The organism is Mycobacterium simiae, from assembly GCF_008370645.1.
GTDB lineage: Bacteria > Actinomycetota > Actinomycetes > Mycobacteriales > Mycobacteriaceae > Mycobacterium > Mycobacterium simiae_A.
Genome location: NZ_VTZN01000033.1, coordinates 24,547 through 39,267 on the forward strand (window position 1 = coordinate 24,547; position 14,721 = coordinate 39,267).

The 14,721-nt window shown below is 66.8% G+C and carries 15 protein-coding genes and 1 pseudogene; 3 read left to right on the forward strand and 13 right to left on the reverse strand.

Annotated elements, in window-relative coordinates; genetic code table 11:
* Positions 1 to 14 precede the first annotated feature (14 nt).
* Genes F0Q45_RS07995 through F0Q45_RS08010 form a run of 4 tightly spaced genes read right to left on the reverse strand, consistent with a single transcriptional unit; the run spans position 15 to position 2,623 of the window.
* Entirely contained in the window at positions 15 to 422 is a 408-nt protein-coding gene (locus tag F0Q45_RS07995; protein ID WP_149653428.1) for an antitermination protein NusB, read from the reverse strand.
* Positions 409 to 924, reverse strand: coding sequence for a transcription antitermination factor NusB (gene nusB, locus F0Q45_RS08000; protein ID WP_149653429.1), 516 nt, complete (start codon positions 922 to 924; stop codon positions 409 to 411). The genes F0Q45_RS07995 and nusB overlap by 14 nt, the downstream gene beginning before the upstream one ends.
* 2 nt (positions 925 to 926) lie before the next feature.
* Positions 927 to 1,490 (reverse strand): elongation factor P, encoded by a 564-nt coding sequence (efp, locus tag F0Q45_RS08005; RefSeq protein WP_149653430.1) that lies wholly within the window; start codon positions 1,488 to 1,490, stop codon positions 927 to 929.
* 14 nt (positions 1,491 to 1,504) lie between these two features.
* Positions 1,505 to 2,623: a M24 family metallopeptidase gene (locus F0Q45_RS08010; protein ID WP_149653431.1), complete on the reverse strand. Its 1,119-nt coding sequence runs from the start codon at positions 2,621 to 2,623 to the stop codon at positions 1,505 to 1,507.
* 33 nt (positions 2,624 to 2,656) lie between these two features.
* Here F0Q45_RS08010 and F0Q45_RS08015 point away from each other — a divergent pair, with 33 nt between their 5' ends.
* Complete coding sequence (locus tag F0Q45_RS08015) at positions 2,657 to 3,382, forward strand: B-4DMT family transporter (protein ID WP_149653432.1); 726 nt, start codon at positions 2,657 to 2,659, stop codon at positions 3,380 to 3,382.
* Between the two features lie 210 nt (positions 3,383 to 3,592).
* Here the strand turns inward: F0Q45_RS08015 and F0Q45_RS08020 are convergent, their stop codons facing one another.
* The 5 genes from F0Q45_RS08020 to F0Q45_RS08040 form a co-directional block, all read right to left on the reverse strand.
* Complete coding sequence (locus tag F0Q45_RS08020) at positions 3,593 to 5,611, reverse strand: PE family protein (protein ID WP_149653433.1); 2,019 nt, start codon at positions 5,609 to 5,611, stop codon at positions 3,593 to 3,595.
* A gap of 211 nt (positions 5,612 to 5,822) precedes the next feature.
* A complete protein-coding gene (locus F0Q45_RS08025) occupies positions 5,823 to 6,764 on the reverse strand; it encodes an ERCC4 domain-containing protein (RefSeq protein ID WP_149653434.1) in 942 nt (313 codons plus the stop codon).
* Positions 6,765 to 6,804: 40 nt separating this feature from the next.
* Positions 6,805 to 7,818: an alkyl hydroperoxide reductase gene (locus tag F0Q45_RS08030; RefSeq protein WP_149653435.1), complete on the reverse strand. Its 1,014-nt coding sequence runs from the start codon at positions 7,816 to 7,818 to the stop codon at positions 6,805 to 6,807.
* Positions 7,815 to 8,435 carry a TetR/AcrR family transcriptional regulator gene (locus F0Q45_RS08035; protein ID WP_149653436.1) on the reverse strand — a complete coding sequence of 207 codons (621 nt, stop codon included), beginning with the start codon at positions 8,433 to 8,435 and terminating at the stop codon, positions 7,815 to 7,817. Before F0Q45_RS08035 ends, F0Q45_RS08030 begins: the two co-directional genes overlap by 4 nt.
* The gene (locus tag F0Q45_RS08040; RefSeq protein ID WP_149653437.1) at positions 8,428 to 9,285 is read right to left on the reverse strand and encodes a TIGR03619 family F420-dependent LLM class oxidoreductase; all 858 of its coding nucleotides are present in this window, start codon (positions 9,283 to 9,285) and stop codon (positions 8,428 to 8,430) included. The genes F0Q45_RS08035 and F0Q45_RS08040 overlap by 8 nt, the downstream gene beginning before the upstream one ends.
* 255 nt (positions 9,286 to 9,540) lie before the next feature.
* Here F0Q45_RS08040 and F0Q45_RS08045 point away from each other — a divergent pair, with 255 nt between their 5' ends.
* On the forward strand, positions 9,541 to 10,305 hold the full coding sequence (locus tag F0Q45_RS08045) for a YoaK family protein (protein ID WP_262490915.1): 765 nt from the start codon (positions 9,541 to 9,543) through the stop codon (positions 10,303 to 10,305).
* Between the two features lie 59 nt (positions 10,306 to 10,364).
* On the opposite strand, the gene F0Q45_RS08050 is transcribed toward F0Q45_RS08045, so the two are convergent.
* Together F0Q45_RS08050 and F0Q45_RS08055 are read right to left on the reverse strand one after the other, a co-directional pair.
* Positions 10,365 to 10,904: a GNAT family N-acetyltransferase gene (locus tag F0Q45_RS08050; RefSeq protein ID WP_149653439.1), complete on the reverse strand. Its 540-nt coding sequence runs from the start codon at positions 10,902 to 10,904 to the stop codon at positions 10,365 to 10,367.
* 12 nt (positions 10,905 to 10,916) lie between these two features.
* Positions 10,917 to 12,122 (reverse strand): serine hydrolase domain-containing protein, encoded by a 1,206-nt coding sequence (locus F0Q45_RS08055; protein WP_188112835.1) that lies wholly within the window; start codon positions 12,120 to 12,122, stop codon positions 10,917 to 10,919.
* Between the two features lie 657 nt (positions 12,123 to 12,779).
* Here F0Q45_RS08055 and F0Q45_RS08060 point away from each other — a divergent pair.
* Positions 12,780 to 13,409 carry a class I SAM-dependent methyltransferase gene (locus tag F0Q45_RS08060; protein WP_149653443.1) on the forward strand — a complete coding sequence of 210 codons (630 nt, stop codon included), beginning with the start codon at positions 12,780 to 12,782 and terminating at the stop codon, positions 13,407 to 13,409.
* Here the strand turns inward: F0Q45_RS08060 and F0Q45_RS08065 are convergent.
* A complete protein-coding gene (locus tag F0Q45_RS08065; RefSeq protein WP_149653444.1) occupies positions 13,406 to 14,344 on the reverse strand; it encodes a sulfotransferase domain-containing protein in 939 nt (312 codons plus the stop codon). The two genes, F0Q45_RS08060 and F0Q45_RS08065, sit on opposite strands and share 4 nt — an antisense overlap.
* 121 nt (positions 14,345 to 14,465) lie before the next feature.
* Positions 14,466 to 14,597 (reverse strand): annotated as a pseudogene (locus tag F0Q45_RS27565) (type III polyketide synthase); the annotation flags it as partial.
* Positions 14,598 to 14,721 lie beyond the last annotated feature (124 nt).

Genomic DNA, 14,721 nt, shown 5'->3' on the forward strand with positions numbered 1-14,721 from the left:
TTTGGTGTGCCTGGTCAGCCATCCAACTCGTCATCGCTGTTGACGATGCGCCGGTTACCCAGGGTGCTGTCCACCCAGCGCAGCATCGGTAGCTGGGGGAACTGCGGCATCTCCCAGCGGCGCGCCGGCAGGTCGGTGACATCGCTGAGCGATCTGACCACGGCTTGGGTTAGTCCCATGATGGCGGCCATCACCGGAAGCAGGGGCTGTAGCGGCTTGGCCGCAGAGCGGACCGTGCTGATGCGGCGGGCCAGGATCAGCCGCTCGATGCAGTGATACAACCAGGCACCCACGCCTAGCGCGTAGATTGACAACGCCGACGCTGCTACGGCCCACCCGTAGGCAGCGCAGATGACGGCACCAAGCACCACCGCCGCGGCCATCCAGGCGGCGGTCACGACACGTAACTCAAGTCTGCTCATGAACACAACCCTTGGTTCTCGTACGGCTGACCGCGTGAGCGGCCGCGCGGATCTGCGGGGTCACCAGCATGACCTGGCCCAGCACTCCGTTGACGAACCCCGGCGACTCGTCGGTGGACAACTCCTTGGCCAGCTCGACGGCCTCGTCGACAGCAACCGGTTCCGGGACGTCGTCGGCATGCAACAATTCCCACACCGCAACCCGCAGGATGGCGCGATCGACCGCGGGCAGCCGCTCCAGCGTCCACCCCTGCAGATGCGAGGTGATCAGGTCATCGACGTGGGCAGCGTGTTCACTGACCCCGCGCGCCACCGCGGCCGTGTAGGGATGTACCGGTGCTATCTCCGGTTTGGCTTCGGCCAGTGCGGTACGGGACTCGACCACCTCGGCCGGGCTCATGCCGCGTGCTTCAGCTTCGAACAACAGGTCCACGGCGCGCTTGCGGGCTTGGTGGCGTCCTTTGATAGCTCGCGCCGGCTTGCCCGGCTTTCCCTCAGGCATGCTCAGGCGTTGACCCTGCCCAGGTAACTGCCGTCGCGTGAGTCGACCTTCAGCTTGTCTCCGGTGTTGATGAACAGCGGCACCTGGATCTGCGCGCCGGTCTGCAGGGTGGCCGGCTTGGTGCCGGCGCTCGACCGGTCACCCTGCAGGCCTGGCTCGGTGTGGGTGACCTCGATTTCGACGGTCACCGGCAGCTCGATATAGAGCGGCGCCCCGTTGTGAAATGCCACCTGTACCGGCATGCCCTCCAGCAAGAACCGCGCGGCGTCGCCGACCAGGGACTCCGGCAGCGGGTGCTGCTCGTAGTCCTGGCTGTCCATGAACACGAAATCCGAGCCGTCGCGGTACAAAAAGGTGGTGTCGCGGCGGTCCACGGTCGCGGTTTCTACCTTCACCCCGGCGTTGTAGGTCTTGTCGACAACCTTGCCCGACAGCACGTTCTTCAGCTTGGTCCGCACGAATGCCGGGCCCTTGCCGGGTTTGACGTGCTGGAACTCGACGATCTGCCACAGCTGCCCATCGATGAGCAGGACAAGTCCGTTCTTGAAGTCAGCGGTGGTCGCCACGGTCGATAAATCTCCTACAGGATGGCCAGTTCCTTGGGGAACCGGGTCAACAATTCCGGGGTGAGCCCAGCGGTTCGCGACGTCTCTGGCTTACCAGTGGGCACCACCAAGGTGTCCTCGATGCGGACACCGCCGCGGCCGGGCAAATAAACGCCGGGCTCCACGGTCACCACGGAGCCCGGAAGTAGTGTACCGGCGGATGTGGCCCCGATGCCCGGCGCTTCATGTATCTGCAGGCCAACGCCGTGTCCGAGACCGTGGCCGAAATTCTCCCCGAAACCGGCGTCGGTGATCAGCTGGCGCGCGGCAGCGTCGACCTCGCGCAGCTCAGCGCCCGGCTGCAACGCCTCTCGGCCGGCCTTTTGTGCTTGGGAGACCAGCTGGTAGATCTCCAGCTGCCAGTCGGCCGCTTTGCCCAGCACGAAGGTGCGGGTCATGTCCGAGTGATAACCGGCGACCAGGGCACCGAAGTCGATCTTGACGAAGTCGCCCGTCGCCAGCACCGCGTCAGTGGGCCGGTGGTGGGGCACGGCCGAATTCGGCCCGGCAGCCACGATCGTCTCGAAGGACACGGCGTCGGCGCCGTGGTCGAGCATCAGGCCCTCCAGCTCGCGCGCTACCTCACGCTCGGTGCGGCCGAGACGCAGACCGCCGCGCCGCACCAAGTCGGTCAGCGCGGCGTCGCCCGCTTCGCAGGCCAGGCGCAACAACGCCAATTCCCCGGCGTCTTTGACCTCGCGTAACGCCTCCACGGTGCCGGCGGCCCGCACGAGTTCGGTGCAGGTGTCCTCCAGCGCAGCCGTCAAGGCGTCCAGGCCGTCGACCGTGACGACATGGCTTTCGAATCCGAGCCGGCGCACGCCGTCGTCGGCGGCCCGACGACTCAGGTGGCGTCCAAGAGCCCGCTCGATCACCACCTCGAGATCGGGTGCTTGCTTCCCGGCCTGGGTCCGGTATCGCCCGTCGGTGGCCAGCACCGCTTCGCGTTCGTCGGCAAAGATCAGCAACGCGCCGTTGGATCCGCTGAAACCGGATAGATATCGCACATTTATCAGGTCGGTGACCAGCATTGCGTCCAGTCCGGCGGCGCCGATTTTGGCTTTGAGGTTGTGTCGACGCTGGGAATGTGTCACGACCCTTGACGCTACTCGCTACGCTGATGGCCCATGAGGAACTGGATGCTACGCGGGTTGGTGTTCGCCGCTGCGATGGTGGTGTTGCGCCTGTTTCAGGGGGCGCTGATCAACGCGTGGCAAAAGCAGGCCGGGTTGATCAGCATAACGCTTCTCACGTTGTACATCATCGGCGTCGTGGTCTGGGGTCTCATTGACGGCCGGGCTGATGCCAAGGCGAACCCGGACCCGGATCGCCGCGCGGATCTGGCGATGGCCTGGCTGCTCGCCGGCCTGGCGGCCGGAGTGCTCAGCGGCGCGGTGACCTGGCTCATTGCGCTGTTTTACCAGGGGGTCTATGCCGGCGGGCTGATCAACGAGTTGACAACGTTCGCGGCCTTCACCGCGCTCCTCGTCTTCCTACCCGGCATGACCGGTGTCGCCGTGGGCCGCTGGCGGGTGGACCGGCGGTTGGAGAAGGAGCCGGTAAGGCACCACGGCCTGGCCGCCACCGGCGAGCGCGCCGATACCGACGTTTTCGCCGCCGTCCGCGCCGACGAGACCCCGACCGGAGAGATTCAGACAACCGGGTCAGAGGCACCGGCCACCGCACCCACGGCGGTTGCCACCGCCGAACGCGAAGCATCCACCGAGGTGATCCGCACCAACCAGCCCGAAGCACCCACCGAGACGATCGCCACCGACAGCGAGGCACGCACCGAAGTGATCCATCTCGACAATGATGAGACCCGGCCCGGCGACAAAGAAAAGAGCGACTAGTCTGCTCGCTGCGGGTGCTGGTCCTTGCTCGTCGATGTAGGCGACGCCAACCCGATACCCACTAACTCCACCTTAGCCGCGCCCGGTTTATCCGAATTGCCACGGTAATCGACCCGGGCGGCAGCGGGCTTTTCGGCTGCTCCAGGGGCGACGTGTGACGTGGCTGACCCTGCGTTCCGTGCCCGGCCGATAGGGATATCCGCCCCGGCGTTAGCCGCTGTTGCCAGGATGCCCGGGCTGACCGGCGACGCCTGGCCCGCCGGAGCCTCCGGTAGGACCGGGGTTAAGGCCGTCTATGTTGACCCCGCCGGGGCCACCAGCGCCACCAGCGCCCCCGTTGCCAGCACCGCCGCCGCTACCGCCCGCGCCCCCGCCGAAGCTACTCGTGCCGCCATTGCCGCCATTGCCGCCGTCACCGCCGTCGCCTCCGAAGCTGCCGTCACCGCCAGCGCCGCCAAAGCTGATCGAATCAAGGGCCGGGCCGCCTCGGCCACCGGCAGCGCCGGCGCCACCGGTCCCGCCAGCTCCGCCGGCCCCGCCAGCCCCGCCAGTGCCAAGGCTGTTACTACCGCCGGCCCCACCGGTACCGCCGCTACCACCGGCGCCAGCGAGACCTCCATTACCTCCTGGAGCCCCGGGGAACAACCTGGATGCGCCACCGGTGCCGCCGGCTCCGGCAAACCCGCCGCTCCCGCCTCGACCGCCCAACCCACCGATGCCGCCGGCATCGTTGCCGCCGTGACCGCCAGCACCGCCGCTGCCTCCGGCGCCGCCTCGGGCACCCGCCCCGCCATCGCCGGCAAAGCCGCCCTGGGAGAAGGCCAGAGGGGTGTCGCCACCGTTCCCGCCGACACCGCCCCGGCCCGCGTCGCCGCCGGCGCCGCCAGCACCGCCCGCACCGCCGCTACGGATGGTCGACGTGCCGCCGGCCCCTCCCGCGCCGCCAGCCCCACCGCCACCCGCGCGGCCGCCGTCCCCGCCGATTCCACCGAGGATCGCCGAACCGCCGTTGCTGCCGTTGCCGCCGGTTCCGCCGGCACCGCCCGCACCGCCGGCACCGCTGGGGCCCGTCGTGGACGCGCCGCCCGACCCTCCGCTGCCGCCGGCACCGCCGAGACCGCCGCTACCGCCCGCCAAACCATTGATATAGCTGGTGGTCGCCGGCCCTGCGGTTCCGCTGTTACCACCAGCACCACCGGCACCGCCGGCCCCACCAACACCACCACCACTGGCGTCCCCAATGCCACCAGCCCCGCCATTGCCGCCGGCCCCGCCGGCTGCGGCGCCCCCACCGGCACCGCTACGACCGCTCGGTGAACCGGAATCACCCGTTCCGCCGACGCCGCCCGCGCCACCTGTCCCGGCGTCACCGCCAGCTCCCCCAGCCCCGCCAGAGCCGCCAACACTGCCGGGGCCGGAGCTCCCACCGGCTCCGCCCGAGCCGACCAACCCGGCGTTGCCGCCGGCCCCGCCGGCTCCGCCGGCGCCGACCGTGCCGCCACCGCCGCCGTCGCCGCCGGCTCCGCCGGCGCCGCCGGTGCCTACCAGCCCGGCGTTGCCGCCGGCCCCGCCGGCCCCGCCGGCGCCGAGGGCGCCGGCGCTGCCGTTGCCGCCGGCGCCGCCCACGCCGTAAAGCAGCCCGCCGTTACCGCCCGGCCCGCCGGGCGCACCCGTCCCTCCGGTCACGGCGGTACCGCCGTTTCCGCCCTTGCCGCCATTCCCGATCAGGCCGGCGTCCCCGCCGGGCCCTCCCGGCTGCCCGGTTCCGCCGGATCCGCCGTTTCCGCCGTTGCCTAACAGCAGCCCCCCGGCCCCGCCAGCCAGGCCGCTTCCCGCCGGCGCGTTGGCGCCGTTGCCGATCAGCGGGCGCCCAAACAGCAAAGCGGTGGGCGCGTTAAGCGCATTCAGCAGTTCCTGCTCCGCGGACTGCAACGGCGAGGCGTTGGCGGCCTCGGCGGCCGCATACCAGCCCGCGCCGCTGTGCAGTGCCTGCACGAACCGTTCGTGAAACCCGGCCGCCTGCGTGCTGAGCGCCTGATAAGCCTGAGCATGATTGGAAAAGACCGCCGCGATCGCCGCCGACACTTCGTCAGCGCCCGCGGCCAGCACCCTAGCGGTGGGGGCCGCGGCTGCAGCGTTGGCCACTGTTATCGCCGAACCGATGCCGGCCAAGTCCGTCGCCGTCGCCGTCAGCGCCTCCGGCACCGCCACCACAAATGCCTGGCGCATCACCATGACATGGTAAGCCGATTCGTGAGCCCGCTCTGGTGCTTTGTCCGAGAATGAATCGCAACGATTAGGCGCAGGCTGACGCAGGTGTCGGCCACGCCGGCGACCGCTATCGCGCAGCTCGGGAAGTGGCGCTGCATCGGCAGCGTCGTGAGGCCGGATGGTCTTCGCAGAATCACATGCGGCAGTGGTGATTTCCGCCCAGCTGTGCCTACTGCGTCTGCCGCCAGGCCTGCAGAATCTCTGGGCGCAGACGGCCGCGGTCGGACACCGGCAAGCCGACGCTTTTCGCCCACGCACGCAGCTCGGCGCTGCTGGGATCGGGCTGCGGATTCGATTGGAAAATCTCTGCGGCGTCGGCATGGTCGACACACCAGGCTAGGGCGGCGGCAAGGTAGCGGTAGGTGTATTCCTGTGCGAGCTTGCGGGTTTGGCAGAATACGATCGGCACGTTGGGAAAGCTGATTTGTAACTCGGCCAGCCCGTCGGCGACTGCCGCCGGGCGAGCGAAGGTGAGCGCGAAGATCTCCGAATAGCGTTCCTCGACAACCACCGCGGCCCGCGGCAGCGCCGCCAGCTCGGTGAGCTGGTATTTCAACGTTCCGTTGAGCACACCAGAGGTGAAGTCCGACAGCGCTTTTCGCTCGACCGCCGCGACGAGCTGCCCAGCTACCTTAAGTCCATAGTCGCCGCAGGGGAGTGCTGCACGCGTCGTTCTCGCCGGCTTGTCGGAGAAGGTGTAGGGATAGCGTTCGTGGGCGTCGACGATGATGTCAAGCTCCGGGACGCCGGCGGCACGAGCGCTTGGGGTGCGCACGCCCGGCCGGGACTGTTTTCGCGTTTTCGGGCTTTGCCAGAACACCACTTGGCGTCCGCGCGCCATGGTGTGCACTAGCTGGGATCGGTTTTCCCGTGAGCGGACCGCGACGACGTCGACCGCCGCGCCGCGGCGCGTGCAGCTGCGCAGCTCCACGCGGTCGACGATGACGGCGTCTTCGGGCCAGTCTGCGATGTCCAGCCGGTGGCAATACAGCGCCTTGGTGCGCGGCCACACGTCCGACGTGGCGAAGACCATCCCCGCACCTAACGGAACCCGAATCAAAAATGGCAGTCGGGAACCCGTGTCAGGGTTGGCGGCGACGAGCAGCTCCACAGCTTGTGAGGGTACTGGCGCATACGATGGCGGATTCCGCTCACTGGCTAGTCGCCGACTCTGCCGCGCGCCGGGCGCAGATGCTTCGCGCCGCCATCCATGCCGCCCAGGCCAGCGCATTCACCAGGTCCGCATCGGTGGCAAGCAGCGGTTTCGCGGCGGCGACGTCGGCGTCAGTCACCTGATGCGGGGCCAGGCCGGTCAATAGGGCAAGGCGGGTCGGCGCGCGCAGCTCTGCGGGCAGATCGGCGGTGTGCTCGGTGGTCCAGCTGCTGCTGAGCGGCGTCGGCTCGCCGAGCCAGGAATCCACGGCCCGCCGGATCACTCGGCGGCTAGGTTCGGGTAGCGGTGACGACGCGTCCAGGTGGTGGTCGAGCGCGGCCACCGCGACCGCCATCGGCGGGCAGGAAGCGGCCCACTGCAGCTCGGGTGGGAGTGAGCGGGAAGCCAGTCGCTGCGTGGACACACCCGACGGGCGATCAGCGCGCACTTTACGGGCAAACGCCATTCCACCGGCTCGCCGCAGCAAGGACTGGGCGCGCTGGCCACCGGGTAAGAAGGTCTCGTCCAGCAGTACCAGGACCACGCGGGCGATGAAGTGGAACGCCAGCGCGGTGCCGATGTATTCGGCTGCCTGGTCGGAGCCGAAGGGCGTCTCCAGACGCGACGGCCCCCCGGTGCCGGCTGCCCACGCCACAATCGGCGCGTTCGGATCGTCGGGCGATAGCTCCTTGTTCGCCAGGATCGCTGCGGCCGTGTCGCGCGCACCCGTGGCGTACAACATCGTGGTGTGGGCGTCGACGCACCACGGGCAGCGCAGGCTGGCCGCGACTGCCGCCGCGACAGCCTCCTTGTTGCCGCGTGGCACCTGCCCCGCGAGCAGGGTTTCGCGCACCGTCGCCCAGGCCGCGGCCAGCAGCTGTTCATCCGGGGAGAACATGACCAGTGGCTCGACGACTCGGCCGAAATCATGGCGCACTTCGGCATACACGTCGGCGACCACGCCACTGGCGCGGCGCGCCGCGACCGGCTCAATATGGTTGATAAATCTCACTTTTCGACTCCTTCTGTGGCGGTGCCGGCACGTGTCAGCGCGGCGTCGATGGCCGCGCGGGCCCGGTTTGGGGCCTGGTTGTCGTCCAACAACAAGCGGGACCAGTTGGCCTCCATCGCGTAAGCATGCAGCTCGAATGCGAGTTGGCGGGCTTGGATGTCCGCGCGCAGTTGGCCGAGGCGTTGTGCCAATTCGATTTCGCTCATCATTGCCGCGATCCCGGCCTGGCCGGCTTCGGCGATGAGGTCACGCACTGGACCCGGCTGTGAGTCGACGTCGGCGGATGCGGCGGCGAAAAAGCAGCCACCAGTGAACACATCGCGTTCCAGGTAACTGACCCACTGCTGCATCAAGGCCCGCAGCCGATCCAGTCCGGGTGCGGCTGCCAGCGCAGGAGTGATGACTTCGCGTTCGAACACCGTCATCGCAGCATCGATGGTGGCTAGTTGCAGCTGCTCCTTGGCGCCGAAGTGTCTAAACAAGCCCGACTTGCTCATGCCGAGTTGGGTGGCCAGCTCGCCGATGGACAGCCCTGACAGGCCCTTGACGGATGCGGCGTCCATGGCGGCGCGCAGGATCTGCTCACGGGTCTCGCGGCCAAATTCTTTGCTAGGCATGACTTTTCTGCCCCTCACCGAATGCCTCGACCAGTGGCGCCAGCCGGTCCATTGTCCGCAGCACCTCGTCGCGGCGCGCGGACGGCAGCGTCAGTGCCACCTCGGCGACGCCGGCGGCGCGATATTCCGCGAGCGTTGCCGGATCGCCGGCTGATGAGTACACGCAGACTTGCGCGCTCGCTGGATCGCGCCCGGTGCGCTCGAATGCACCACGCAACATCGGTAGCGCCGCAAGCAATTCCCCGTACCCTTCGATGGGCTGCCACCCGTCTCCGTGGCGGGCCATCACGTCGAACGCCCGCGCACCGGCCCGGCAACCGAACAGCACAGGCGGTGCGTCGGCGGGTTTGGGCCAGGCCCAAGACGGCGGTATCGACGCGAAAGCGCCCTGATAGTGCACTGGCTCGGCGGCCCACAATGCGCGCATGGCGGTGAGCTTGTCCACCGTGGCGCCGATTCGGTCGGCGAACCGCACGCCGTGATCGGCCAGCTCTTCGACGTTCCACCCGAACCCAACTCCCAACACGAACCGAGAGTTGGACATGCTGCATAGCGAAGCGATCTGTTTGGCCAGCAGGATCGGATCGTGAACCGCAACTAAGCAGGCCCCGGTGCCCACTCGCAACCGTGTCGTTACCGCCGCGGCCGCTGTGAGAGCGACGAATGGGTCAAAGCAGCGGCAGTACCAATCCGGCAGCTGCCCGCCCGGCCAGGGTGTCTTCCGGCTGATCGGCACATGTGTCTTCTCAGGCACGTACAACCCGTCGAAGGCCCGCTCCTCGGCCCACACGGCGACCGATTGCGGGGGCGGAGTCAGATCAGTCACGAACTGCATTAGGGAAACAAGCACCGCGCGCCCTTCGTCAAGTACGAACGTTCGTACTTAACGCTAGACTGGTCACGGCAGAATGTCCACTGTCCCCTCGCCGCTGGCGGCCAGCGCGAAGCGGCGCCACTGGATTCACTCGGCGCTCACGATTTCCTCCAAGTGCGGCTTAGCTGCGTTGTATCGTGCCGATATGCCAGCAGCCCGTCCGGATTCGCGTCAGCGATGAACACGCCCCGACGGGCTTTGCGTGGGAGCAGGTGGCACAAGGTATTCCGAGTGGATCGGGGCACCTCGGCGGCCAGGGACGGGGACGACCGACTCGGTGAGCGCGATCAGTCAACTCGCTCGCAACAGCCGAGCCCGGACGTCACGGTGATTAAGACCGAGACGACGTTGCGGTTCGCGCTCTTGCTGACGTTGGCCAACGGATTCATCGACGTGCACACGTATCTCGTGCGCGGCGGAGTGTTTGCCACCGCTCAGACCGTCAACCTCCTCTTCTTGGGAATGGGCCTCGCCCAACGGAACTGGGGCAGCGCCATGGCGCGCGTATGGCCGATGTTGGCTTTCTTGGTCGGTGTTGCCGTGGCGTCGTATATCCAGTCCGGCCGCATCGATCAACGAGTCAAGCATCCGCTGCGTTGGGTGATGGCCCTGCAGGCGACGGTGCTCGCGCTCATTGGGTTCCTGCCCGCGTCGGACTCGCAACTCGTCGCCACCGTTCCGATCTCGTTCGTGGCGGCTCTGCAACTTGGATTGTTCCGGGAGATCTGCGGCCTGAAATACGTCCCGGTGTCCATCACCGGAAACATCAGGCGCCTCGTCGAGGCGGGGTATGCCGGTCTGGTCAATCGTGACCAAGCAGGCCAAGCGGCGTTTCGGCTCTACGCGACGCTCATCATCACCCTTGTCGTCGGCGCGGCGACGAGCACGCTCGCCAGTCCCGCGATGGGCGAGTGCGCGATTTGGTTTCCCGCCGGGTTCATCGCAGTCACGCTTGTCCTTTTCATCGTCGATGAGCGCAAACGCCGCGAATCCTGACCTCGGCGTCCGGGCATGCGCCGTCCGCCGGCCGTTGTCGCCGCGGACACGTCTGAGTGTTAGCGCAAAGTCTTGGCGTAGAGCAGGCTGTCTTGCGGTTCGGGCGCTAGGTTCGGACAGTGCGCGTAGCGGGCCAGCCGACCCTCGAGCACGAACCCGGCTCGCTGCAATAACCGCGCCGACCTGACGTTGTCGACATGGCAGGTGGCCCAGACCCGATACACCTCGGAGTCGTGCGCGAGTTCGGCTAGCAGCATGCCCAGTGCTTCGGACATCAGACCGACCCCCCACCACCGCTGACCCAGGCAGTAGCCGATCTCGACGGAGTGGAGCGCCGGACGCCTGCAGCTAATCAGGCCGACGACGTCGCCAAAGCCGTGCCGGGTGATCAGCCAGGTCCGTTCGTCGTCGCCGATGTTGAAGACCTCAGTGATCACGCGACGCGTTTCGGCGAGTTGGGTGTGCGGTGTCCACAACAAATACCGCGCCACCTCTGGATCGCGGGCAATTCCTTCGAACAGGGCTTCGGCGTCCTCGAGCACGGGTGGCCGCAGCAGCAGCCGTGGGCTGGCAAGGTAGGTCGGGGGCAAGTTGCTCATTGCGAGCCGCCGTTAGAGTCCGAGCGCGCGATAGGTGCGGCTGACGAATCTCGGTTGTGCCAACCGCATCTTCGCCAGAGCGGCATTGCCTGCGACTGCCTCCGCCGCGTCCACCGACAGGTCAGGACAATGCTGTATCAGATACAACAGGATCAGATTCGCGGCGGGGTCGGCCTGCCACCAGGTCCCGTACGCGCCGGGCCAGCTGAACGTGCCCATCCCGCCCGGCCCAAAAAGGGGCGTCGACTTCTCCGGGTCGGTGACTACCGACAGATTCAACCCGAACCCGCGTCCCACCCAGAACGGTGCTCCTAGAAAGTTATACCGTTTCTGCTCGTCGGTCAGCCGGTCGCTGCGCATCAGGCGCGCCGACTCCGCGGAGAGCACCCGACCACCGTCGATTGTTCCGTCGCCCAGCAGCATCCGCACGAACCGTAAGTAGTCGTCGGCAGTCGACCACAGCCCGCCGCCGGCATTGCAGAACGACGGCGGTTCCAGCTGCGGCGGACCCATCACGTCGTGACGCAATTGATCCTGTTCATCGAGGCGGTACATGGTTGCGGCACGTCGTTGCGCTTCGCGCGAAACGAAGAATCCGGTGTCGGTCATGCCGGCCGGACCCAGCACTTTTTCGTCCAGGACCAGATGGAGCGGCTTGTCTTCGATGCGGGAGATGATGACGCCCAGCACGTCGATGGCATGGCTGTAGGTCACCCGGTCGCCGGGTTGGTGGATCAATGGCAGGGCGGCAAGCTCGGCAAGCCAGGTGTCCGGACCCATGCCAAAGGGCAGTCGCATGTAGGCCTGCGAAATCGGTCCGGATACCGAAAAACCGTAGGCAAGGCCGCTGGTATGGGTCAGCAGATCCTCGATCAGGATGGCACGGCGGGCGGGCATGGTCCGGTCCAGCGCGCCGTGCGGGTCTTGCAGGACCCGCGGATCGGCTAGCTCCGGCGCCCAGCGTGCGACTGGGTCATGCAATGCCAGCTTGCCTTCGTCGATCAGACTCATCACCGCGGCAACGGTGACCGGCTTGGTCATCGACGCGATGCGAAACAGCGTGTCCCTGTGCATCGGCAGCTGCGCGCCGACATCGCGATAGCCGATCTCGTTGACCTGCAACACTTTCCCGTGTTGCCAGACCACCGTCACCGCGCCGGCAAGCAAGCCGGCATCGCAGACCTCGCGAATAGCTACCTGATTGCCGTCGAGATTCACCGGGTCCAGATTAGACGCCTTAGGCGGGTAGCCATGGCAGTGGGACCGCATGGTTGGCGGCGTGAAGCGCGAAACAGGTACTTCGCGCCGATGCGAAAAGGTTTCCCAGCTGGCTTACCCCGTGTTAATGTCGCGCTCTTCGGCAATGTGATCTGGGGAGCATGCTGTGGGAGCAACGGCTCCTCAATCTCCGGTTGGACAACTCAGCAAAGGCTGGCCATGAATGGCTTGATCTCAATCCGGCAAATCTGCGGTCAATGTGTCTCCCCTCGTCTTTCGCCCGCAGTTTCTGTTGTGATTGTGTTCGCGGCGGCACTGGAGGTGACGACGATCGCCGGGTGCGGGCACAAATCGACCACGGGAACTGCGCAGACGTCCGGCACAACAGGGGACCGGCGCCCCATCATCTGCAGCGCAGCAGCTCCCGCGCGACAGCTCCAAAGCCACGAAAGCCCTCCGCTCGCTTCACGTCATCCCTGAAGGGGAGGGGTGCTGTCAAGGCGTTAGCGACCTAGGGGTTTGCTGATTTTCGGCCTCCGTGTAGGCGGCCCACCTCGTAACGACAACGTGTGAACCGCCAGGGTTGTCGCTACAAGCGATATCCTGGCGAAAGTGACGGACCCGAATTCTTCCCTAGGATCTGCTGACCAGCCGCGCATGGATTTCGATGCGCTCTATCGCGGTGAGAGTCCCGGCCCGGGCATCCCGGCGATCAAGACGCCACCGTGGGACACCAAGGCACCCAAAGAGAATGTGATCGCGTGGCAGACGGGCGGCTGGATACACGGTGACGTGTTGGATATCGGCTGCGGACTTGGCGACAACGCTATCTACCTGGCTGAGCAGGGAAACCGCGTGACCGGCCTGGACATTTCCCCCACCGCCTTGATCACCGCCGAACGCCGCGCCAACGACGCCGGGGTCGACGTGAAATTCGCGGCAGCAGACGCCACCACACTCGACGGGTACACCGAGGCGTTCGACACCGTCATCGACAGCGGAATGTTCCATTGTCTCGACGACGTCGGCAAGCGCAGCTACGCCGCCGCCGTGCACCGTGCCACCCGGCCGGGCGCAACTTTGTTAATGAGTTGCTTTTCCGATGCCAACCCACCCCATGACGAGTTCCCGCTGCCCGCGGTGCCCGAGCAGACGTTGCGCGACGTCCTGGCTGGTGCGAGATGGCACATCGAATCACTGGAGCCCGTCACGGTGCGCCGCGAACTGGACGGAACCGAAACCGAGATGGCGTTCTGGTACGTCCGCGCCCAACGGCAAGATCCCTAGACAGCGGGGTTGTATCCCCGGCGACCCTGGTGGACCCAGGCGAGTAGCTCCGGCGGCGCGAGCTGGTTAATGCGATCGTGGTAGCGGCGGCACTCCGCGGGGCCGAAGTACTGCTGCCAATCCCCGGAGCCGCCGCGGCGAAAGAATCGCTCCGCGCTGTGGAAAATACCGTCGGTGCTGTTGGGGGCCACCGCTGCGGCCCGCGACCGCATCGCACCTAGGCTGGCGTACCCGGCCAGCTCAGCGGCGCGATCCCGACTCAGATCGATGCCGAGCACCGCAGCAAGCCGCATCAGCTCAGCTACCAGGTCCAGCTGGTAGTCGGCGTAATGGAATAGCGCCAGGTTGGGCAAACGACGACGCTCCCACGCGGTGCCGAAGTGGTGCAATATGTTGGCCAACGTCCCAATCCCCGGAGCCGCGAATCCCACACCAGGGGGCGGCAAGGCCGGTCCCTCCATCCAGTCCCGGAACTCCTCTTTCGGGCCGCGCCCACGAGGTTGCGGCCCGGGCTGGGGCCCCGACGGGCCCGAGCGCAGCTGCGGTGGCACCGCGGCCTCATGCAACTCACGCAACCGCTCGACGTCGACGTTGGCGACATGGAACAGCATCGACACTGCGGCATCCCGCGGATCGCGGCCCACACAAATGTAAGTAACCCGATCGTCGAGCACCAGGCCGTCCAACGGGGTGTGGGTCTTGATGAACCGGCGGTGTTCTTGCGCCGCCAGGACGGCGACGACCTCATCGATGGGCCGAATGGTCTGGTCTAGCCACGGTGACACCGTCGACAATGGGCCCGGCAGGTCCGGTCCGTCGAAGATGAGCAATGACACCAGGCGCTGTGTCCACGTCATGCCGCACTTCGAGGGTGTCGAAATGATGATGTCGCCCGCACGCAGCTGCAGCGCATCCCAACGCGAGTTGTCGGTCATCAGCGAGCGGTATACGACGCGGTCGTGCACCGGCGCACTGCCCTGCTGCGGCTCAGGGGTATTGGTCACTAGGGCACCATCCTTGTTGCGGGTCTCGAGTTGAGGTTCGCGGAAGGGACTCGGCGCGTTCGGCGGGGATGCCCAGCGAGCCCACCGACTGCTCGATGATCTTGGGGCCACCGGGGTGAATTGCCCACAGATCAACGTCGGACATCTGTAACCCGTTGTCATTCAGCATGTCTGAAACTACCGGATGGGCCCATCCATCCTGACCATGGCGCTGCCGACGGCCTGCGCACTGTCCTCTGGCTGGTTTGTCACCTCGGCGTCGACGCTTTCCATCGGAAGGGTGGTGATAGCGGTTGTCACCAAATTGA